The sequence below is a fragment of the Sphingomonas prati genome, from assembly GCF_014643515.1.
Lineage (GTDB): Bacteria > Pseudomonadota > Alphaproteobacteria > Sphingomonadales > Sphingomonadaceae > Sphingomonas_R > Sphingomonas_R prati.
This window is the reverse complement of record NZ_BMJP01000005.1, coordinates 284,559-303,983: the sequence shown is the minus strand read 5'-3', so window position 1 is coordinate 303,983 and position 19,425 is coordinate 284,559. Positions and strand designations below refer to the sequence as shown.

Sequence of the window (19,425 nt, the reverse complement as noted above, 5' to 3'; positions counted from 1 at the left end):
GCAGATTTCAGTACCGACCAATGCCGATTGAAACTGCGAGACACATCACCCTGATCTCGATCCCGTGATCGCGTCTACGTCGTCGGCTGACCCAGTAGGTCCCGTACCGCAATCGTTTTCGCATAGGCCGCCACGGAAATTCCCTTTCCAAAGCACCGCGTATGCCGGCGAATTTGGCGCAACCCTCGGGGGCGAGCCGGTTCTGGAGCTCGATCCGGCGTTCTGAACGCCAGAAACCGCTAAATCCTCCCTTACAAATGGGAATTCGCGGCAGACTGGTTCGCCTGAGACTACGTCCCGCACCACTTTTTCCCGATCTACGTGAATGAGTTAGCCTTCGGGCTCCCGCCAGCCCGTTCGGGCATGGCGAGCCGACGCTTACCGGCGACGCCCCGGCACATAGCGGCGTGAGGCAAAAGCTGGACGACGCGAAAATATCGCTCCGCTGATTGCCCCGTTAGGCGGGTTTGCCGTCCCGTTCCGGCACGGGCAGCTTGGTGGATGCCGCGGTCAGAACCGGTGCTGATTGATCCGCATGACCTCGTCCAGGAAGTCGACCACGGCGCGGATGCGCGGCAGGCGTTGCTGGTCGGCGTGCATCAGCAGCCAGTAGCTGCGTGTCACCGCGACTTCGGGCAGCACGCGTTGCAGGCGGCTGTCCTGTTCCGCGGCGAAGACGTGCAGCACGCCGATCCCCAAGCCGTTGGCGACGGCGGCCTGTTGTGCCGCGATCGAGCTGGAGCGGAACACGGTAGGTGCGTCGCTGACGATCTGGTCGAAATAGCGCAGTTCGGGGATGTCGATCAGTTCGTCGATATACCAGACCAGCGGATGCGCCTTGACCGCGTCGAGCGTGTCGATCGGCGGGTGGCGGTCAAGATAGTTGGCCGCAGCGTAGAGCCCGAGCCGGTAGTCGACGAGCTTGCGCGCGACGACCCGGCCGCGCGGTGGGCGGGTGAGGCCGATCGCGATGTCCGCCTCGCGCCGTGACAGGCTGACCGACCGGCTTTCGGGCGCGAGTTCGAGTTCGACGGTCGGGTGGCGGGCGTGGAGCAGGTGGACGTTGGGCGCGACGAGCCAGGTGCCGAACGCTTCCGGAGTCGCGAGCCGGACCGAGCCGGCGATGGTGCCCGCATCGTCGCCGACCGCCGCGCTGGCCGCGATCATCTCGACCTCGATCCGTTCGGCATGATCGCGCAGCAGGTCGCCGGCATGGGTGAGCAGGACGCCGCGCGGCGACCGGTCGATCAGCCGCGCGCCGAGTGCGGCCTCCAGCCCGTTCATGCGGCGCGCGACCGTGCTATGATCGAGCCCGAGGGTGCGTGCCGCGGCCTGGAGCCGACCTTCGCGCGCGACCGCAAGAAAGAGGCGGATGTCGTCCCAGTTCAGACTCTGCATTTTTGCACAACGGATGCGGTTTCGCGGCGGTTCCGGTGGCACGGTGCAGAGGCTAAGACGACCATGATAACTTGAGAGGAAGAGCCATGCGCAACGTATCGCATTTCATCGGCGGGCAGACCGCCGTCTGGTCCGGCGTCCGCACGGGTGACATCTACGATCCGACGATCGGCCAGGTTCAGGCGCAGGTCGCGCTGGGCACGGTCGAGACGGTCGCCGAGGCGGTCGCCAACGCGAAGGCCGCGCAGCCGGAGTGGGGCGCCACGAACCCGCAGCGCCGCGCGCGCGTGATGTTCAAGTTCAAGGCGCTGATCGAAGAGCATATGGACGAGCTGGCCGCGCTGCTCGCGTCCGAGCATGGCAAGGTCATCTCCGACGCGAAGGGCGATATCCAGCGCGGGCTCGACGTCGTGGAATTCGCATGCGGCATACCGCATCTGCTGAAGGGCGACTATACCGAGGGCGCCGGGCCGGGGATCGACGTGTATTCGATGCGCCAGCCGCTGGGCGTCGTGGCGGGGATCACGCCGTTCAACTTCCCGGCGATGATCCCGCTGTGGATGCTCGCCCCGGCGATCGCATGCGGCAACGCGTTCATCCTGAAGCCGTCGGAACGTGATCCGTCCGTGCCGGTGCGGCTGGCCGAACTGGCGCTGGAGGCGGGGTTGCCCGCCGGCATCCTGAACGTCGTCCACGGCGACAAGCTGGTCGTCGATGCGATCCTGGATCATACCGACGTGAAGGCTGTGAGCTTCGTCGGGTCGTCCGACATCGCGCAATATGTCTATGGTCGCGGTGCGGCCGCGGGCAAGCGGATGCAGTGCATGGGCGGCGCCAAGAACCACGGCATCATCATGCCCGATGCCGACATCGACCAGGCGGTCGCCGATATCCTGGGCGCGGCCTATGGCTCGGCAGGCGAGCGTTGCATGGCGCTGCCGGTCGTCGTGCCGGTCGGCGAGAAGACCGCGGAGGTCCTGCGCGAGAAGCTGGTGGCGGAGATCGCCAAGCTGCGGATCGGGATCTCGACCGATGCCGACGCGCATTACGGGCCGGTGGTGAGCGCACAGCACAAGGCGCGGATCGAAGGCTATATCCAGATGGCGGTCGACGAAGGGTCCGAACTGGTGCTCGACGGGCGTGGCTTCACGTTGCAGGGTTATGAGGACGGCTATTTCCTGGCGCCGACGCTGCTCGACCATGTCCGGCCGGACATGCAGAGCTACAAGGAGGAGATCTTCGGGCCGGTCCTGCAGATCCTGCGCGCCGCGACGTTCGAGGAGGCGGTGAGCTATCCGACGCAGCATCAGTATGGGAACGGCGTCGCGATCTTCACGCGAAACGGCGACTTTGCGCGGAACTTCGCAAGCTCCGTTGAGGTCGGCATGGTCGGCATCAACGTGCCGATCCCGGTGCCGGTGTCGTACCACAGCTTCGGCGGGTGGAAGCGGTCCGGCTTCGGCGACCTGAACCAGTATGGCACCGACGGTATCCGGTTCTACACGCGCACCAAGACCATCACGCAGCGCTGGCCGAGCGGCGGGTCGGTGATCGACCAGAGCTTCATCATCCCGACGATGTGATCCTCCGGTGTCCGCGGCGTGTTGCGAACAACGTGTCCGCGGGTGCCCGAAGCCGGCACGGGACGGGGGTCGGGATCGTTTGCTGCGCGACGTTCAGGTAGTCGCGCGGCATCCGGCGTTCAAGCTCAGGCCAGTCACCCGGCTGCGTAGGTCTGGATCAGGTCGTGGATATAGTCGCGGCCGCGGTAGAGCGCGTCGGCGGACATCCGTTCGTTGAGGCCGTGCGTACCCGACGATCCGTCGTTCCAGAGGCCGGGAATGCCATAGGTCGGCACGCCGATCTGGCTGAGATAGGTCGCGTCGGTGGCCCCGGTGGACTGCGTCGGGATGACGGGGATGCCGGGGAAGTGCTTTGCGCCGACCGTCTCGATCGGTTTCAGGATGGCGGGATCGAGCGGTGGGGTGACCGCGACGGGGCGTTCCTGGATCTTGCTCGGCAGAACCTTGACCTGCGGGTCGGCGATGGCGGCCGCGATCGTGGCGCGGGTCTCGTCGGGGGTTTCGCCCGGCACGATGCGGCAGTTGATCCCGGCGGTCGCGCGCTGCGGCAAGGCGTTGGCGGCGTGGCCCCCGTCGAGCAAGGTGGCGACGCAGGTCGTGCGCAGGAGCGCGTTCATGGCGGGATCGGCCGAGAGTGCGCGGGCGGCGTCCGCATCGCTCGGGGTCGCGGCCAGTGTGCGCATCGCGGTGCCGACCGCGTCCTTGCGGAGCGCGCCGGCCTTGGCGAGATAGGCTTGCGAGACCGGGTTCAAGTGGACGGGGAATTGCACGGCGCCGACCTTGAGGATCGCCGCGGCAAGCCGGTAGATCGCGTTGTCGGGCAGCGGGACAGAGCTGTGGCCGCCGGGGTTGGTGACTTCGAGAATGTAGTTGCGCGGCGACTTCTGCGAAACCTGGACGCCGAGCGTCTCGGGTCCGCCGCCGGGCGCGGTCCGTCCGCCGCCGCCCTCGTTCAGCGCGAAGCCGGCCTTCAGCAGTTCGGGGCGGTTCTCGACCAGCCAGCGGGCGCCGTTCAGAACGTTGGGGTTGCTGCCTTCCTCGCCGCAGGTCAGTGCCAGCTTGATCGTGCGGCGCGGCTTGTAGCCGGCGGCGCGCAGGCGAATGAGCGAGTCCGAGAAGATCGCGGCCTGCGCCTTGTCGTCGCTGGTGCCGCGGGCGTAGAAAAAGCCGCCTTCCTCGATCAGCTTGAACGGTTCGCGGACCCAGTCCTCGCGCTTGGCTTCCACCACGTCGATATGGGCGAGCAGCAGCATGGCGGGCAGTTTCGCGTCGCTGCCGACCCAGGTGGCAACGAGGCCGCCGTCGCGGGCGCGGCCGGGTGGCACGTAGAGAACCAGTTCCTTGTCGCTGAACCCCGCCGCGCGCAGCCGGGTGGCGATCTGTTCGGCGGCCGTCGTGCAGTTGCCGACCGACGAGGTCGTGTTGGTTTCGATCAGTTCCCGGTACAATTCGCGGAAGGCGACCCGATCAGGCCGCGCGGGCGGGGTCTGCGCCGCGGCGGGCAGCGACTGGACCGCGAGGGCGGCGGTGATCAACAGGGCGGGAGCGCGCTTCATCGATGGGGAGCCTTCCGGGAACAGGGCCGTGCTGCGATGCCGCATGGTGTGGCATGGCAAAGGGACCTCGCGCAATCGCCGTAAGGGTTTCAAAACGTGGTCCGGACGAGGAGCGGTTGCATTCGTGGCCGACCGCATTACTCCGTCTAGATAACGACGAAGACGCTCCGGGGAGATGGATATGCGCCGACTGGCCGCGATGGTGGTGCCGTTGCTGTTCGCGCAGGCGGGCGCCGCGCAGGACCGGCCGGTTGTGCCGATGTCGCCGCAGATCGACGCCAGCCGACCGGACTGGGAGAACCCCGCGGTGTTCGAACGCGGCAAGGAGCCGGCGCGGGCGTCGGGGTTTCCGTTCGAGGATCGAGACAAGGCAATCGCGGGCGACATGGCGGCGTCCGCGCGGTTCCTGTCGCTGAACGGCGCGTGGCAGTTTCATTTTTCGCCGAACGTCGAAGGCGCGCCGGCGGATTTCTATCGCGACGATTACGACGTGTCGGGGTGGAAGCCGATCCGCGTGCCGGCGGACTGGCAGACCGAGGGGTACGACCAGGCGCGCTACAATAACATCACCTATCCGTTTCCGGCGAACCGCCCGCTGATCCCGCATGATCGCAATCCGGTGGGATCGTATCGCCGCGATGTCGAGGTGCCGGCGGGGTGGGCGGGGCAGGACGTGCTGCTGCATATCGGGGCGGCGGGTTCGGCCTATTATGTCTGGGTGAACGGCCGGATGGTCGGGTATAGCGAGGACAGCAAGCTGCCGTCCGAGTTCGACGTGACGCGACACCTGCAGCCGGGGCGCAACAGCATCTCGATCCGGGTCTATCGCTGGTCCGACGGATCTTACCTGGAGGATCAGGATTTCTGGCGGGTGTCGGGGATCGAACGCGACGTGTTCCTGATGGCGGCCCCGAAGGCGCAGGTGCGCGATTTCGCGGTCAAGGCCGGGCTGACCAACGGGTGGCGCGACGGGACGCTGGACGTGACGGCGAAGGTCTTGCCGGGGCGGACCGCGATGACGGTGCGGACGACGTTGCTGGATGGCGCACGGACGGTGACGCAGCGGAGTGCGGTGGTGCGGCCGGGGGCGGGCGAGCGGAGCGTGCGGTTGAGCGCGCGGGTGGCGGACGTGCGGTCCTGGTCCGCCGAGACGCCGAACCTCTACACATTGCTGGTCGAGATGATCGACGCGCAGGGCAAGGTGATGCAGGCGACGGCGCAGCGGATCGGGTTTCGCGACGTGGCGGTGCAGGGCGGGCGGCTGACGGTAAACGGGCGGCCGGTCTATATCCGCGGGGTCAACCGGCACGAGCATGACCCCGACACGTTCCACTTCATATCGATGGCATCGATGCGCCGCGACATGGAGATGATGAAGCGCAACAACGTCAACGCCGTCCGCACATCGCATTACCCGAACGACCCGCGCTGGTACGACCTGGCCGACGAATATGGCCTGTACGTGATGGACGAGGCCAATATCGAATCGCACGCCTATATGGAGATGGGCTGGAAGGGCGACCGCGAGCGCGAGCTTTACCAGATCGGGTACGACCCGGCGTGGGATGCGGCGCATGTCTCGCGCGTCGCCAACATGGTGGAGCGCGACAAGAACCACCCGTCGATCATCTTCTGGTCGTTGGGGAACGAGGCGGGGATCGGGCCGGCGTTTGCCAAGGCGGCGGCGGAGGCCAGGCGGCGCGATCCGACGCGGCCGATCAGTTATCTAGGGTGGGGGACGCTGAGCGAGGCGAAGCCCAACACCTATGCGGATATATTCGCGCCGATGTATTTCAGCGTGGACCAGACGATCGCCTACGCCCGCGACAAGCGGTTCACGCAGCCGCTGATCCAGTGCGAATATTCGCATATGCAGGGCAATAGTGGCGGGAACCTCGCGGATTACTGGGACGCGATCTATGCCAATCCGAAGCTGCAGGGCGGGTTCGTGTGGGACTGGGTCGACCAGTCGATGCATGCGCGCGATGCGAATGGCGAGCCTTATTGGGGGACGGGCAACCTGTACGGGCCGAACCCGGGTGGCGACATCGAGTTCGGCGACGGGCTGATCCAGCCGGACCGGACGCCGAACCCGAGCCTGTTCGAGCTGCGCAAGGTGTATCAGCCGATCGCGTTCCGGGCGGATGATCTGGCGGCGGGGCGCTTCACGATCACCAACCGGCAGGATTTTCGCGATCTCGCCGGGCACGAGTTGGGCTGGGTGATGCTGGAGGACGGTGTCGCGGTGGCGCGTGGGGTGATGCCGGCGGTGAGCGTCGCGGCGCGGGCGGAGGGGGCGGTGACTGTGCCGATGCCGACGATCGCGCGGCGGGCGGGACATGAATATGTCATGACGCTGACCGCGCGGGCGCGGGGCGGGGCGGTGCCGATGGTGCCGGCGGGGAGCCTGGTGGCCTGGGAGCAGTTCGTGTTGCCGGCGGTCGCTGAGGAGCCCGTGGTGGTGGCCGGTGCGGTGACGGTGCGTGATGCGGATGGGCGGGTGACGCTGTCTGCCGGGGATGCTGCTTTGGTCGTGGACCGGGCGACCGGGATGGTGGCTTACGACAAGGGTGGGAGCGCGGTGCTGACCGGGGGGAGTCCGGATTTCTATCGCGCGCTGACCGATAATGATCTGGGCACCAAGGTGGAGCGGACCCATGCGATGTGGCGCGATGCGTCGGTGCGCCGGACGGTGGAGGCGGTGAGGGTGGAGCGGAGCGGCGACAAGGGCGTGGTCGTGGTGCGGTTCCTAGTGGGCGACGGGGCGGCGCGGTTCGAGAACCGGTATCGGATGCTGGGCGACGGGAGCGTGACGGTGGATGCGGCGTTTACGCCGTTGCGGAGCGGATTGCCCGATCCGCTGCGCGTCGGGTTGGCGTACCGGATGCCGTCGGGGTTCAAGGGCGTGGAATGGTACGGCAAGGGGCCGCACGAGAGCTATGTGGATCGGCAGGCGGGGGCGGCGCTGGGACGCTGGGCCGGGGCGATCGCGGACCAGAACCATGATTATATGCGGCCGCAGGAGACCGGGAATAAGGTCGGCGTACGCTGGATGCGGGTGACGGGGGCGGGCGTGCCGGCGCTGATGGTGCGCGGGGCGGCGCCGCTGTCGATGAACGTGCTGGGCTTTCCGTATGACGACCTGTCGCGGCGGCCGCCCGGAACACGCAAGAGTAGCGATATCGTGCCGCATGGCGAGGTGAGCCTGTCGATCGATGCAGTGCAGAGCGGCCTGGGCGGGACGGACAGCTGGAGTGCGCTCGGGCGGCCGCTGGAGCGGTACCGGATCGCGGTGGCGCCGGTGCGGTACCGGTTCACGCTGTCGGCGGGTGGTGGTGCGCTGGCGGGCGCCGGGGCGATGCCGGCTTCGGCAACGGGGGCTGAAGTGACGTTCTGATCGTTGGGGCGTGAACGCGCTTGGTTAATGTGCCGGCGTGGGACGGGCGTAGAGGGGCACTGGTCTTGCTGGTCGCTTTGCGCGATGGCGGGCGGGACGATGGGAGCGGTGCGATGACGGGCGGAACAGGACGGGCAGGCTGGCGGCCGGTGGCGTATGTGGCGCTGGGTATTGCCGTGCTGGGTCCGCTCGCATGGATCGCCGGGATTTCGGCGCGGGAGCCGGTGGTGCCGGCTGCGGCGCCGGTACGGGTTGCGGCGGCGAAGCCGGCGGTGGCGGCTCCTGCTCCCGTCGCTGCTGCGCCGGTGGATCAGGGGATGGTGATCAAGCGCGTGCTGGATGTGCCGCGGCCATTCACGCATGGCGATTATGTGTGGGACGAGGCGGGCGTGCCGGCGGGGCCGATGATCGTGACGGTCGACCTGGTCGCGCAGACGCTGTCGGTGTTTCGCGGTGGGTACGAAATCGGGACCGCGGTGGTGATGTACGGCGCGGACGAGCGGCCGACCCCGACCGGCATCTTCCCGATCACGCAGAAGGACGCGGACCATGTGTCCAACCTGTACGATGCGCCGATGCCGTACATGTTACGGCTGACCAACGACGGCGTTGCGATCCATGGCAGCGACGTGGAATGGGGCACGGTGACGCATGGCTGCATCGGCGTGCCAACCGCGTTTGCGGCGAAGCTGTTCAAGGTGATGAAGCTAGGCGACCGGGTGATCATCACGCGCGGCGAGATGCTGGGGCAGGGGCAGGCGATCAAGGCTGCCTGAGCGGGCTTTGCACTCCGCCCGTTCGTGCTGAGTAGAGATCGAGTAGCGCTCTTGCGCGTAGCGAGGACTCGTATCGAAGCGGGGTGTTCAGGGGTGGGACTGGAAGAGGTTGCATCTAGGCCCCGGCCTGCGCCGGAGAACTGTCAGGCGTTCTACTCCGCCAGTCGCGTGTAGCGGCCGTCCAGATACACCAACGGGTCGACGTCGCCGTAGGAGCGGACGTCGACGAGGCGGCCGATGAAGAGGCCGTGGGTGCCGTACCCGAGCGAGACGTCGTTGTGGCAGACGAAGGCGGCCTGTGCGTCGGCGAGCATTGGCAGGCCGCGCGGGCCGGTGATCCAGTTGCCGGTGGCGAAGCGGTCCTCGCCCGAGGCGCCGCCACCGCAGGCGCGACTGACATCCTCGTGCATCGCACCGAGCACGTTGATGCAGAAGTCGGCGCCGGCGGCGAGCGGGGCGTGGAGCGAGGCGGAGCGGTTGACCGAGACGATCATCGACGGCGGATCCATCGATAGCGCATCGACCGCGGTCGCCGCCATCGCATAGCGGCGACCGTTGTGCAGCGCGGTGATGACCGTGACCGACTTGGCCATCCGGCGCAGGGCCAGCCGGACCGCAGCGGCGAGCGTCGCGGTGTCGGTGGCGGGCGGGATATCCAGATCGGTCGCGGTCGTCATTCGGCGCTCCAGTAGATGTCGATCGCGGCTTCGGTGGCGGCCAGCACGCGGCCGATCGGCAGGGTGGACGAGGGGCCTTCCTCGATTGCGCGTTCCAGCGTGGCCTTCTTCACGTCGCCGGCGATCGTGACGATCATGGCGTGGCCACCGGCGAGCGCCGGCAGGGTCAGCGTGACGCGGTTGGCGGGGCGATCGGCGGGCATCGGATCAGGCCGGACGCCGACCGCACGGCGCGCGGCGGGGCCGTTCACCGCATGGTTGAAGTCGGGACCCGGGAAGATCGACGCGGTGTGGCCGTCCTCCCCCATGCCCAGCCAGACGAGATCGGGCGGGAAATGCAGGTCGGCGAGGCGCGCGTCGGCGGCGCGGCCGGTGGCGGCGGGATCGTCCGTCGCGGTGGCGCCGCGGACGAGCGGCACGAGCGTCGCGCCGGTCTTGCCCGCCATCTTGGTCAGTTCGGCGAAGTTGCTGAGCTTGTCGTCATCGGGCACGATCCGGTCGTCGGTCAGCGTGATGACGACCTTGTCCCAGGCGATCTTGCGCTTGCCGAGTTCCGCGAAGATCGCGGCCGGCATGCTGCCGCCGGTGACCGCGAGCAGCGCATGGCCGCGACCGGCGAGCGCGCGTTCGATCACGAATTCGATATCGTCGGCGACCTGTTGCGCCAGGCTGTCGCGATCCTCGAACTCCCACCATTCGGCTTCGATCATCGGTAGGGTCTCCTTGGGGTGTCGGGCGGGGCATAGCGGATGGCGGCGGGGGTGGCGAGGGGGGGTATTGGCTGCTCCCTGCACCCATTGGGGGAAGGGTCGGGGTGGAGGGCTTTGCTGGGGGTGAGGGTTTTTCTGGCCTGAGCCCCCCACCCAACCCTCCCCCCGGTGGGGGGAGGGCTATTCTGTTTCACCCGCTTAAAGCGTGCGGACCAGGAGGTTGGCGATGGCGGCCCAGGGGGGGTCGGCGAGGACCTGCTGGCGCATGCCGGCGCCGAGCGGGAGCATCTGGAGCTTGCCGGCTTCGCGGCCAATGAGGCGGCCGAACAGGAAGCGGCCGGCCGGGCGGGGGACGAGGATGTCGCGGTTGAGCGCAGAGGGGAAGCCGTCCGGACCCACGCGGCGGCACCACAGGACGTCGCCGGCGCGGTAGTCGCCGACGCCGGCATCGACGATGACCGCGACATGATCGGGCGCGGGACGCGGCGGCAGGACGGCGTCGGATTGGCGCGGGGCGTGCGCGCCGGTGCCGCCGAGGATCGCGGCGACGGCCAGGTCGGCCTGGTCCGGCAGGCGGACGAGATCGGCAGCGGGGACGCCAAGGGCCGCCGCGATGCGGTTGAGCCAGCCGACCGACACGGTGCGCATCCCGGTTTCGAGGCGGCCGATCGTCTGCGCCGTGGTGGGCGGGGTGCAGGCGTCGGCGACGTCCTGCAACGTCATGCCCTTGGCCCGGCGGACGTCGCGGATGACGGTGATCATGGAGAGCTCCTAACCAGTTCGGTTATTCCGCTGTCCTACAATCGTGACGTTGTGGCAAGTGCTTGGACGTAGGCGGAGGATGAGGGCATGGGCGTGATACTCGATCGACGGGGGCAGGCGGTGATGGCGGCGCTGGCCGCGGGGCGCCGGTTGTCGGACACGCCGGTGGCGCTGGTCGAATTGCTGGTGCGCGCGGACCTGGCGCGGATGACGGAGGGCGGGCTGGTCGCGACCGAGGCAGGCAGGGGCTGGTCGGTGCGCGATGCGAGGCCAGAGGGGGCGAACCGGATGCTGGTGGAGCGGAACCTGGCGGCGGTCGAGGGCGCGGGGCGACGGGTGACGGTCAATCTGGGCGAGTCGCCGCTCGGCTGGCTGCGTGCGCGGGGGCATGTGACCGCGCGGCAATATGATGCGGGCGAGCGGGTGCGGGCGGACTGGGAGACGGCGCAGCTGGCCCCGCGCGTGACGATGCGGTGGGACCCGGCGGCGACGCCCGGCGGCGGCGGCGCGGGCGGCGCGATCGATCCGTCGGGCGCGCAGCTGTCGGCCAAGCGGCGGTTCGAGGCGGCGGTGGCGGCGGCAGGGCCGGGGCTGTCCGACGTGCTGTGGCGGGTGGCGTGCGCGGGCGAGGGGCTGGAGGCCGCGGAGCGCGCGCTGGGGTGGCCGAAACGCTCGGGGAAGCTGGTGCTGAGGCTGGCGCTCGACCGGCTGGCGGATCATTATGGCATGGGGTGAGGCCTGGAAGAGGGTGTGCGATGATCCTGTACGGAAGTTCGTTTTCGCCGTTCGTGCGCAAGGTTCTGGCGTTCGCGGCGGAGAAGGGGGTCGCGATCGACCTGCACCGCGTGGCGCGTGGCAGCGACGATCCGGCGTTCCGCGAGGCGAACCCGCTGGGCAAGATGCCGGCGTTGCGCGACGGCGACTATCTGCTGGCCGATTCGTCGGCGATCGTGGCGTATATCGAGGCGCTGCATCCCGAGCCGGCGCTGATCCCGGTGGAGCCGCGGGCGCGGGGCACAGCCATGTTCTGGGACGAGTTTGGCGACGCGGAGATGTTCGACGCGATCCGTCCGCTGTTCTTCAACCGGGTGGTGAGCCCGCGGTTCGAGGGCAAGCCGGGCGATCTGGCGGCGGCGGACGCGAGCGAGGCGGATGTCGTGCCGGGGGTGCTGGCGTATCTGGAGGCGCGGATCCCGGAGAGCCTGTTCCTGGTCGAGGACCGGATCACGCTGGCGGATCTGGCGGTGGTGAGTCCGTTGGTGAACCTGGAGCATGCCGGCGGGACGCTGGACGGGTTTCCGCGGATCGCGGCGTACAAGGCGGCCATCCTGGCGCGGCCGTCCTTTGCGGGATTGCTGGAGAAGGAGCGGGCTCTGCTGGCGCGGATGGGGTGAGGTGCTTGCTGGGCGGCCTGCTCTTGCGCCGGTGAAGCTCTCACCGCCGACCGAAGGGAGATCCCGGCTTTCGCCGGGATGACGTTGGGGGCGGGGGCTTTGCCTTGGACGGCGCGGCCCTGGATCCCGGTTCAGGCGTCTTCGGCGGCTGCGGCGGTGTCGCGGTAGTAGGGTTCGACCTTGCCCTTCAGGGTGATCGTCATCGGGTTGCCCTTGCGGTCGAGCGTGCGGCCGACGGCCATCTTCACCCAGCCTTCGGAGATGCAATATTCGTCGACGTTCGTCTTTTCGACGCCGTTGAAGACGATGCCGACGCCGCGCTGGAGATGCTCGGGAATGAAGAACGGGCTCTTCGGGTTCGTCGACAGGCGGTCGGGGGGCGTGTCGGACGTAGCCGCGGCCTGATCGGCGGCCGTCTGTTCGGAAGCGGCCTGCGCCTGCTCGGCGAGCGGCTGGTCGGTCGGGATCTGGTCTGGGGTCTGGTCGGTCATGATGCGTTCCGTGCTTCGTGTTTCGTGTCCGATAGCGCGGTGCAGCAAATTACGCTATCGGCGCGGCCATGTTGAATCTGAACGGTATCACGGTGCGTCTTGGCGGACGCACGATCCTCGACCGCGCGACCGCCGCGTTGCCGACGCGGGCGCGCGTCGGCCTGATCGGGCGGAACGGCGCGGGCAAGTCCACGCTGATGAAGGTCATCTGCGGCCTGGGCGACGCTGACGAGGGCACGGTCGAGATGCCGAAGGGCGCCAAGATCGGCTATATCGCGCAGGAAGCGCCGTCGGGCACCGCGACGCCGTTCGAGACGGTGCTGGACGCCGACCTGGAGCGCAAGGCGTTGCTGGAGGAGAGCGAAACCGAGCAGGACCTCGACCGGTTGGGCGAGGTGCACGAGCGGCTGATCGCGATCGACGCTTATGGTGCGCCGGCGCGGGCGGCGCGGATCCTGGTAGGTCTCGGTTTCGACGAGGAGATGCAGGGGCGGCCGCTCGACAGCTACTCCGGTGGCTGGAAGATGCGCGTGGCGCTGGCGGCGTTGCTGTTCTCCGGTCCGGACCTGCTGATGCTCGACGAGCCGTCGAACCATCTCGACCTGGAAGCCACGATGTGGCTCGAAAATTTTCTCAAGGGCTACCGCGCGACGATGGTGGTGATCAGCCACGAGCGCGACCTGCTGAACAATGTCGTCGACTATATCCTGCACCTCGAGAACGGCACGACCACGCTCTACGCGGGCGGCTATGATTCGTTTGAGCGGCAGCGGGCCGAGCGGCTGGCGCAGCTGGAGTCGGCGCGGGCGAGCCAGGCCAAGCAGCGCGAGAAGTTGCAGGACTATATCGCGCGCAACTCGGCACGCGCATCGACCGCGAAGCAGGCGCAGTCGCGCGCCAAGGCGCTGGCGCGGATGCAGCCGATCGCGAGTGCGGCCGAGGATCCGACGCTGTCGTTCAACTTCCCCGACCCGAGCGAGCTGCGCCCGCCGCTGGTGACGCTGGACATGGCGGCGGTGGGCTATGCCGAGACGCCGATTTTGCAGCGGCTGAACTTCCGGCTGGACCCGGACGACCGGGTCGCGCTGCTCGGGCGGAACGGGAACGGCAAGACGACGCTGGCGCGGCTGCTGGCGGCGCAGCTGCCCGCAATGGACGGCGAGATGACGTCGTCCGGCAAGATGAAGGTCGGGTATTTCACGCAGTACCAGGTCGAGGAACTCGACACGTCCGACACGCCGCTGGAGCATATGACGCGGATCATGAAGGGGATGAGCCCCGGTGCGGTGCGCGCGCAGCTCGGGCGGTTCGGGTTTTCCGGCGACAAGGCGCTGACCAAGGTCGGCAAGCTGTCGGGTGGCGAGCGGGCGCGGCTGGCGCTGGCGCTGATCACGCGGGAGGCGCCGCACATGCTGATCCTCGACGAGCCGACGAACCACCTGGACGTCGATTCGCGCGAGGCGCTGGTCCAGGCGCTGAACGATTATTCGGGTGCGGTGGTGCTGGTGAGCCATGATCGGCACATGCTGGAGCTGACCGCGGACCGGCTGGTGCTGGTCGATAACGGGACGGCAACCGAATATTCGGGATCGCTCGACGACTATACCGAAATGGTGCTGAAGGGGTCGGGCAGCTCGTCCGGCGATGCGGCGTCGGGCGGCGGCAAGAACAAGTCGAAGCAGGACCGGAAGGCCGCGGCGGAGCTGCGCGAGAAGTCGCAGGGGCTGAAGAAGGCCGTGCAGGCGGCGGAGCGCGAGATGGCGATGTTCTCGGCGATCCGCGGCGAGATTGACCTGGCGATGTTCGATCCGAAGTCGGCCGGGGCGGCTTATGCGAAGCTGACGATGTCGGAGCTGATGAAGAAGCGGGCCGAGGCGGAGGCCGGGCTGGCCGCGGCGGAAGCGGTCTGGGTCGAGGCGAGCGAGGTATTGGAGAAGGCGAGCTGAGACTTGCTGGCTGACTGACGGTTTGGGGTGGGGGGACTGGTGAAGCGGGCGAGTTGAAGCGCGCTTCGTCCCTCTTGTTCCCGCGAGGGGTTGGGGTGTGGGCAACCGCTTCATACCTGCGACGTTGCTAGTTCGAGCATGTCGGCTCCCTCCCAAGCAGGAGAGGAGCCCAGAAGTAGAAGGACCCCCTTATGAATTATCGCAGGATCGGGCGTTGGGCGGCGGGCGTGGGGGCGGTCGCGGTGGCGGGTGCGGGGTTGTACTGGCTGAAGGAGCGGACGACCGAGAAGGCGGATTATGTAACCGTCGAGGAGGACGGCGTGTTCGAGCTGCGCCGTTATCCGCCGATCCTCGTGGCGCGGACGGTGCAGCCGGGCGGGCGCGACCGCGCGCTCGGGCAGGGGTTCGGCGTGCTGGCCGGCTATATCTTCGCCGAGCACCGCGAGGGCGACGAGATCGCGATGACCGCGCCGGTGCTGGCCGAGCGGACCGAGGGGCGCGGGTGGACCGTGAGTTTCGTGATGCCCAAGGCCTACACGCGCGACACGTTGCCGACGCCGGACGCAGGAATCGAGATCGAACTGATCGCGGCGCGGAGGGTGGCGACGATCCGCTTTCCGGGCAAGGCCGACGACGCGTTGCTGGTGGAGAAGAGCGCGCAGCTGGCGGCGTGGATCAAGGCCCGCGGGCTGGAGCCGGTCGGCGGCGTGGAGCATGCGTTCTTCAACTCGCCGTTCATTCCCGGGCCGCTAAAGCATAACGAGGTTTGGCAGGCCGTCGTTTGAAAGGCAACGGCGTGAACCAGATCAGTTAAAATCGGTTGACAGCGGCGCGCTGATCTGGCACGTGACGTGAATGATGAGAAATTCCGAAAGGGGCCGGGGCGGAGACGCTTTCCGGCCCCTTCGTCGTCCGGGGGGCATGACGCATGGGAGATGGGGCGACGGAGACGAAGGCGGACAAGCCGGCGACCTGGTCGGCGACGATCGAGAAGAGGTTTCTGGAGGAGCTGGCCGGGTCCGCCAACGTGACGCAATCGGCGATCGCGGTGGGGACGACCGACAAGCGGGCGTGGCAGCGGCGGCAGGCGGATGCGAAGTTCCGTGCGGCGTTCCTGCGCGCGCTGGCCGAGGGGTATCTGCGGCTGGAGCTGCGGATGCTGCAACGCGCGCTGGCGCGCGCGGCGGGGGGCGAGGCCGAGCGCGATGCGCCGACCAGCCACGAGGAGCGGACCTGGTTGCAGCTGCTGCGGCAACATCGCGCGGCGGTGCAGGCGACCGGCATCTTCGAGGAGATCGACGACCTGGGCGTGGTGACCGACCGGATCGACGAGAAACTGTCGGAGATGAAGCGCCGGCTGGAAAGCATCGCGGAATGAGCGGGGGGCGGGGCCATGGAACGATCGCTGGGCGAACGGCTGGCGTTCCTGCCGGATGCGGAGCGGCGGCGGATGCTGCGCCGGCTGGGCGAGGGCGCGCGCGGGCTGGAGCATCATTGGGAGCTGTGGGCGCGGCCGGGGCAGCGCGCGCCGCCGGGGGACTGGCGGTTGTGGCTGATGCTGGGCGGGCGCGGGTTCGGCAAGACACGCGCCGGGGCGGAGTGGGTGCGCGCGCAGCTGGAAGGGCGGCCGGGGGTGCAGGCCGCACTGATCGGCGCGACCTATGCCGAGGCGCGGGCGGTGATGGTGGAGGGGGAAAGCGGGCTGCTGGCGATCGCGCCGGCTCATGTACGGCCGGTGTGGGAGCCGTCGCTGCGCCGGCTGCGGTGGCCGGGCGGGGGGACGGCGACGGTGTATTCCGCGGCGGAACCGGAGGCGCTGCGCGGGCCGCAGCATCATGTGGCCTGGGCGGACGAGATCGCGAAATGGAAGGGGGGCGACGCGGCATGGGACAATCTTGCGATGGGATTGCGGCTGGGGCGCTTGCCCCGGATCGTGGCGACCACGACGCCGCGGCCGGTGCCGCTGGTCCGCCGGCTGATCGCGATGCCGGGCGTGGTGGTGACGCGTGGGCGGACGGCGGACAATCGCGCGAACCTGGCGGACGCGTTCGTGGCGACGATGGACGCGCTGTACGGCGGAACGCGGCTGGGGCGGCAGGAGCTGGACGGCGAGCTGATCGAAGAGATCGACGGTGCGCTGTGGAGCCGGGCGCTGATCGAGGCGTGCCGGCGCGATGTGGCGGTGCCGGCGGTGCGGACCGTGGTGGCGGTCGATCCGCCGGCGGGGGCGACGGCGACGTCGGACGCGTGCGGGATCGTGGTGGTCACGCTGGGCGCGGACGGGGTGGCGCAGGTAGTGGCCGACGCCAGCGTGCAGGGCGCGAGCCCGGAAGGCTGGGCGCAGGCGGTGGCGGATGCGGCCGCGGCGCACGGGGCGGACCGCGTGGTGGCGGAGGCGAACAATGGCGGCGCGATGGTCGACAGCGTGCTGCGCGCCGCGAACCGCGCCATGCCGGTGAAGCTGGTCCATGCCAGCCGCGGCAAGGTGGCGCGGGCGGAACCGGTGGCGGCGTTGTACGAGGCCGGGCGCGCGGTGCATGTCGGCGCGTTTCCGCGGCTTGAGGACGAGCTGGCTGGGCTGTTGTCGGGCGGCGCCTATGTGGGGCCGGGGCGGTCGCCGGACCGGGCGGATGCGCTGGTGTGGGCGATGACCGAGCTGATGCTGGGGCGCGGGGGTGGCGCGCCCGCTTTAAGGGTTTTGTAGTTTCCTAGGTGGTGCGCGTCTCGGCTGCGCTCGACGGGTCCCTCGACTTCGCTCGGGATGGACGGTTCTGGCTTTTTTAGGAGTGCTGTCATGTGGTTGTTCGGGCGGAAGTCCGGGCGTGCGGAGGCGCGTCCGGCGTTGGTGCGGAGTGCGGGGGGCGGCGTGCTCGGGGATTGGCCGCGCGGGTACGAGGCGCAGGTGCGGGCGGCGTATCTGGGCAATGCGGTGGCGCAGCGGTCGGTGCGGATGGTGGCGGATGCGTGTGGCAGCGTGACGGTGCTGGCGGCCGAACAGGGGCATGTCGCGGAACGGATCGTGAAGCCGGTGCTGGAAACGGTCGCGGCGCAGATGCTGTTGCACGGCAACGCCTATCTGCTGATCGGGTGCGGGGCGGACGGGGTGCCGGAGGCGCTGTATCCGCTGCGGCCGGAGCGTGTGACCGTGGAGGCGGATGCGGGCGGGTGGCCGGTGGCGTACCGGTATCAGGCGGGGGCGGTGACGACGCGTTATCCGGTAGCGGGTGAGGGGGGCGCGGGGGGTGTGGTGCACCTGAAGGCGTTGCATCCGCTCGACGATCATTATGGGGTCGGGTCGCTGGGTGCGGCGGCGGGGCCGGTGGCGATCCACAACGCGGCGACGCAGTGGAACAAGGCGTTGCTCGACAATGCGGCGCGGCCGTCGGGGGCGCTGGTCTATGACCCGGGCGAGCCGGGGGCGGTGCTAAGCCGTGACCAGTATGATCGGTTGAAGGCGGAGATGGAGGCGAGCTTCGCCGGGTCCAGCAACGCCGGGCGACCGATGCTGTTGGAAGGGGGGCTGAAGTGGCAGGCGATGAGCCTGTCGCCGGCCGACATGGATTTCGTCGGGCTGAAGGCCGCGGCGGCGCGCGAGATCGCGCTGGCGTTCGGGGTGCCGCCGATGCTGCTCGGGCTGCCCGGCGACAATACCTACGCCAATTATGCGGAGGCGAGCCGTGCGCTGTGGCGGCTGACCGTGCTGCCGCTGGTGGCGCGGTTGCTCGACGGCGTGTCGGACGGGCTGGCGGCGTGGTGGCCGGGGCTGGCGCTGGTCGTCGACCTGGATGCGGTGCCGGCGCTGTCGGGTGATCGCGCCGCGATGTGGGGGCAGGTGGCGGCGGCGGATTTCCTGTCGCGGGCGGAGAAGCGTGAGTTGCTGGGGTTTGCGGTGGAGGTGGCTGGTTCCCCGGCGGAGGCCGGGGCCTAGGTGGCGCGGTTGCGTCTAGGCCCCGGCCTTCGCCGGGGAACTACAGGCATTGAGGGGGGAGGATGGGATGACCGATGTGGCGATGTTGGCGCGGTTGCTGTGCCAGGCGGAGGAGGAGGGAGCGGCGCTGGTGACGTTGCGCGCGCTGATCGAGGAGGCGAGCGAGGCGGGGGCGGGGCGGGCGCTGGAGCGGCTGGGGCTGAGCGACCTGTCCGCACGTAACGATATCAGTGCGTTGCGCGAGCTTCTGAAGGCGTGGCGTGATGCGAAGGTATCGGCGCGCAACGCGGTGCTGGCGTGGGCGATGCGGATCGCGCTGGCGCTGCTGGTCGTGGCGATGGCGGCGCGGCTGGGGCTGACCGAGTTGCTGAAGCCATGAGCAGGCCGGCAGAAGTGGTACGGTTCGAGGGCTATGCGGCGCTGTTCGACGTGGTGGACCGCGGTGGCGATATCGTGCGGGCGGGGGCGTTTTCGCGGAGTCTGGCCGGACGACCGGGGCGGGTCGCGCTGCTGCGTCAGCACGGCGGGTTGCGGCCGGTCGGGACGATCGACGCGCTGGTCGAGGATGCGCGCGGGCTCCGCGTCGCCGGACAGGTGCCGGCAGGGTCGACGATGGCGGCGGCGTTGCTGGCCGGCGCGGTGACGGGGCTGTCGTTCGGATACCGTTCCCGGCGAATTCGCCAGAGAACATATCGTGAACTGATCGACGTCGACCTGCTCGAAGTGTCGCTGGTCGCGGTGCCAATGCAGCCGGACGCGCGGGTCGATCGGGTCTGGTGAGGCGACCGCCTTGCCGACCGAAAATTT

Annotated in this window: 18 protein-coding genes; 12 read left to right on the top strand and 6 right to left on the bottom strand. The window is 68.9% G+C overall.

What is annotated here, in order from left to right:
- Positions 1 to 510: 510 nt before the first annotated feature.
- Entirely contained in the window at positions 511 to 1,398 is an 888-nt protein-coding gene (locus tag IEX50_RS15225) for a LysR family transcriptional regulator (protein WP_157176916.1), read from the bottom strand.
- Between the two features lie 86 nt (positions 1,399 to 1,484).
- On the opposite strand from IEX50_RS15225, the gene IEX50_RS15220 reads away from it, so the two are divergent.
- Positions 1,485 to 2,981 (top strand): CoA-acylating methylmalonate-semialdehyde dehydrogenase, encoded by a 1,497-nt coding sequence (locus tag IEX50_RS15220; protein ID WP_157176917.1) that lies wholly within the window; start codon positions 1,485 to 1,487, stop codon positions 2,979 to 2,981.
- Positions 2,982 to 3,115: 134 nt separating this feature from the next.
- Here the strand turns inward: IEX50_RS15220 and IEX50_RS15215 are convergent, their stop codons facing one another.
- Positions 3,116 to 4,537 carry a M20/M25/M40 family metallo-hydrolase gene (locus IEX50_RS15215; protein WP_157176918.1) on the bottom strand — a complete coding sequence of 474 codons (1,422 nt, stop codon included), beginning with the start codon at positions 4,535 to 4,537 and terminating at the stop codon, positions 3,116 to 3,118.
- 181 nt (positions 4,538 to 4,718) lie between these two features.
- Between IEX50_RS15215 and IEX50_RS15210 the strand changes: the two genes are divergently transcribed.
- Together IEX50_RS15210 and IEX50_RS15205 are read left to right on the top strand one after the other, a co-directional pair.
- Positions 4,719 to 7,934: a glycoside hydrolase family 2 TIM barrel-domain containing protein gene (locus IEX50_RS15210; protein WP_157176919.1), complete on the top strand. Its 3,216-nt coding sequence runs from the start codon at positions 4,719 to 4,721 to the stop codon at positions 7,932 to 7,934.
- A 113-nt stretch (positions 7,935 to 8,047) separates the two neighbouring features.
- Positions 8,048 to 8,710, top strand: coding sequence for a L,D-transpeptidase family protein (locus IEX50_RS15205; RefSeq protein ID WP_157176920.1), 663 nt, complete (start codon positions 8,048 to 8,050; stop codon positions 8,708 to 8,710).
- 152 nt (positions 8,711 to 8,862) lie between these two features.
- On the opposite strand, the gene IEX50_RS15200 is transcribed toward IEX50_RS15205, so the two are convergent.
- The 3 genes from IEX50_RS15200 to IEX50_RS15190 all read right to left on the bottom strand — a co-directional run bounded on the left by IEX50_RS15200 (position 8,863) and on the right by IEX50_RS15190 (position 10,859).
- On the bottom strand, positions 8,863 to 9,387 hold the full coding sequence (locus IEX50_RS15200; RefSeq protein ID WP_157176921.1) for a flavin reductase family protein: 525 nt from the start codon (positions 9,385 to 9,387) through the stop codon (positions 8,863 to 8,865).
- Positions 9,384 to 10,097, bottom strand: a complete 714-nt coding sequence (gene pgl, locus IEX50_RS15195) for a 6-phosphogluconolactonase (RefSeq protein ID WP_157176922.1) — start codon at positions 10,095 to 10,097, stop codon at positions 9,384 to 9,386. The genes IEX50_RS15200 and pgl overlap by 4 nt, the downstream gene beginning before the upstream one ends.
- Before the next feature lie 198 nt (positions 10,098 to 10,295).
- Positions 10,296 to 10,859: a helix-turn-helix domain-containing protein gene (locus tag IEX50_RS15190; protein ID WP_157176923.1), complete on the bottom strand. Its 564-nt coding sequence runs from the start codon at positions 10,857 to 10,859 to the stop codon at positions 10,296 to 10,298.
- 288 nt (positions 10,860 to 11,147) lie between these two features.
- Here IEX50_RS15190 and IEX50_RS15185 point away from each other — a divergent pair, with 288 nt between their 5' ends.
- Positions 11,148 to 11,594 (top strand): DUF6456 domain-containing protein, encoded by a 447-nt coding sequence (locus tag IEX50_RS15185; protein ID WP_157177128.1) that lies wholly within the window; start codon positions 11,148 to 11,150, stop codon positions 11,592 to 11,594.
- A gap of 20 nt (positions 11,595 to 11,614) precedes the next feature.
- Complete coding sequence (locus IEX50_RS15180) at positions 11,615 to 12,253, top strand: glutathione S-transferase family protein (RefSeq protein ID WP_157176924.1); 639 nt, start codon at positions 11,615 to 11,617, stop codon at positions 12,251 to 12,253.
- Positions 12,254 to 12,384: 131 nt separating this feature from the next.
- Here the strand turns inward: IEX50_RS15180 and IEX50_RS15175 are convergent, their stop codons facing one another.
- The gene (locus tag IEX50_RS15175; RefSeq protein WP_157176925.1) at positions 12,385 to 12,744 is read right to left on the bottom strand and encodes a DUF3297 family protein; all 360 of its coding nucleotides are present in this window, start codon (positions 12,742 to 12,744) and stop codon (positions 12,385 to 12,387) included.
- Between the two features lie 68 nt (positions 12,745 to 12,812).
- Here IEX50_RS15175 and IEX50_RS15170 point away from each other — a divergent pair, with 68 nt between their 5' ends.
- The 7 genes from IEX50_RS15170 to IEX50_RS15140 all read left to right on the top strand — a co-directional run bounded on the left by IEX50_RS15170 (position 12,813) and on the right by IEX50_RS15140 (position 19,398).
- Positions 12,813 to 14,690 carry an ABC-F family ATP-binding cassette domain-containing protein gene (locus tag IEX50_RS15170; RefSeq protein WP_157176926.1) on the top strand — a complete coding sequence of 626 codons (1,878 nt, stop codon included), beginning with the start codon at positions 12,813 to 12,815 and terminating at the stop codon, positions 14,688 to 14,690.
- A gap of 191 nt (positions 14,691 to 14,881) precedes the next feature.
- Positions 14,882 to 15,475, top strand: a complete 594-nt coding sequence (locus IEX50_RS15165; RefSeq protein WP_157176927.1) for an SOUL family heme-binding protein — start codon at positions 14,882 to 14,884, stop codon at positions 15,473 to 15,475.
- 143 nt (positions 15,476 to 15,618) lie between these two features.
- A complete protein-coding gene (locus tag IEX50_RS15160; RefSeq protein WP_157176928.1) occupies positions 15,619 to 16,068 on the top strand; it encodes a hypothetical protein in 450 nt (149 codons plus the stop codon).
- A gap of 15 nt (positions 16,069 to 16,083) precedes the next feature.
- Positions 16,084 to 17,394, top strand: a complete 1,311-nt coding sequence (locus IEX50_RS15155; protein WP_157176929.1) for a DNA-packaging protein — start codon at positions 16,084 to 16,086, stop codon at positions 17,392 to 17,394.
- 90 nt (positions 17,395 to 17,484) lie between these two features.
- Complete coding sequence (locus IEX50_RS15150) at positions 17,485 to 18,618, top strand: phage portal protein (protein ID WP_157176930.1); 1,134 nt, start codon at positions 17,485 to 17,487, stop codon at positions 18,616 to 18,618.
- Positions 18,619 to 18,685: 67 nt separating this feature from the next.
- The gene (locus IEX50_RS15145; RefSeq protein WP_157176931.1) at positions 18,686 to 18,997 is read left to right on the top strand and encodes a DUF6127 family protein; all 312 of its coding nucleotides are present in this window, start codon (positions 18,686 to 18,688) and stop codon (positions 18,995 to 18,997) included.
- On the top strand, positions 18,994 to 19,398 hold the full coding sequence (locus IEX50_RS15140; RefSeq protein WP_157176932.1) for an HK97 family phage prohead protease: 405 nt from the start codon (positions 18,994 to 18,996) through the stop codon (positions 19,396 to 19,398). Before IEX50_RS15145 ends, IEX50_RS15140 begins: the two co-directional genes overlap by 4 nt.
- Positions 19,399 to 19,425: the final 27 nt, after the last annotated feature.